The sequence below is a fragment of the Paraburkholderia sp. SIMBA_027 genome (genome assembly GCF_046535315.1).
GTDB lineage: Bacteria > Pseudomonadota > Gammaproteobacteria > Burkholderiales > Burkholderiaceae > Paraburkholderia > Paraburkholderia tropica.
Window position 1 is genome coordinate 1 of sequence record NZ_JAWRWY010001668.1, and the last position, 233, is coordinate 233.

The following is a 233-nucleotide window of genomic DNA, read 5'->3' on the forward strand; positions in this document are numbered from 1 at the left end:
TTGAGCGTCGTCGAGCCGAAACTGTCGGAATTGCGGGAGCGTCGGGTCGCCGTCGAGGACCGGCTGTCGCGGACCGATATCCGCGCACCGCTCTCGGGAACCGTCAACGAGCTTTTCGTCCACACGATCGGCGGCGTCATCACGCCGGCAGAAAAGCTTCTGACCCTGGTGCCCGCCGACGCGGCGCTTAAGATACAGGCGAGACTTGCGCCCACCGATATCGATCAGATTTC

1 protein-coding gene is annotated in these 233 nt (G+C 63.1%); it reads left to right on the plus strand.

The window, feature by feature from the left end; genetic code table 11:
* Nucleotides 1-233, plus strand: a 233-nt coding sequence (locus tag SB764_RS44850; protein WP_410867416.1) for an HlyD family efflux transporter periplasmic adaptor subunit, incomplete at both ends; no start/stop codon positions are given.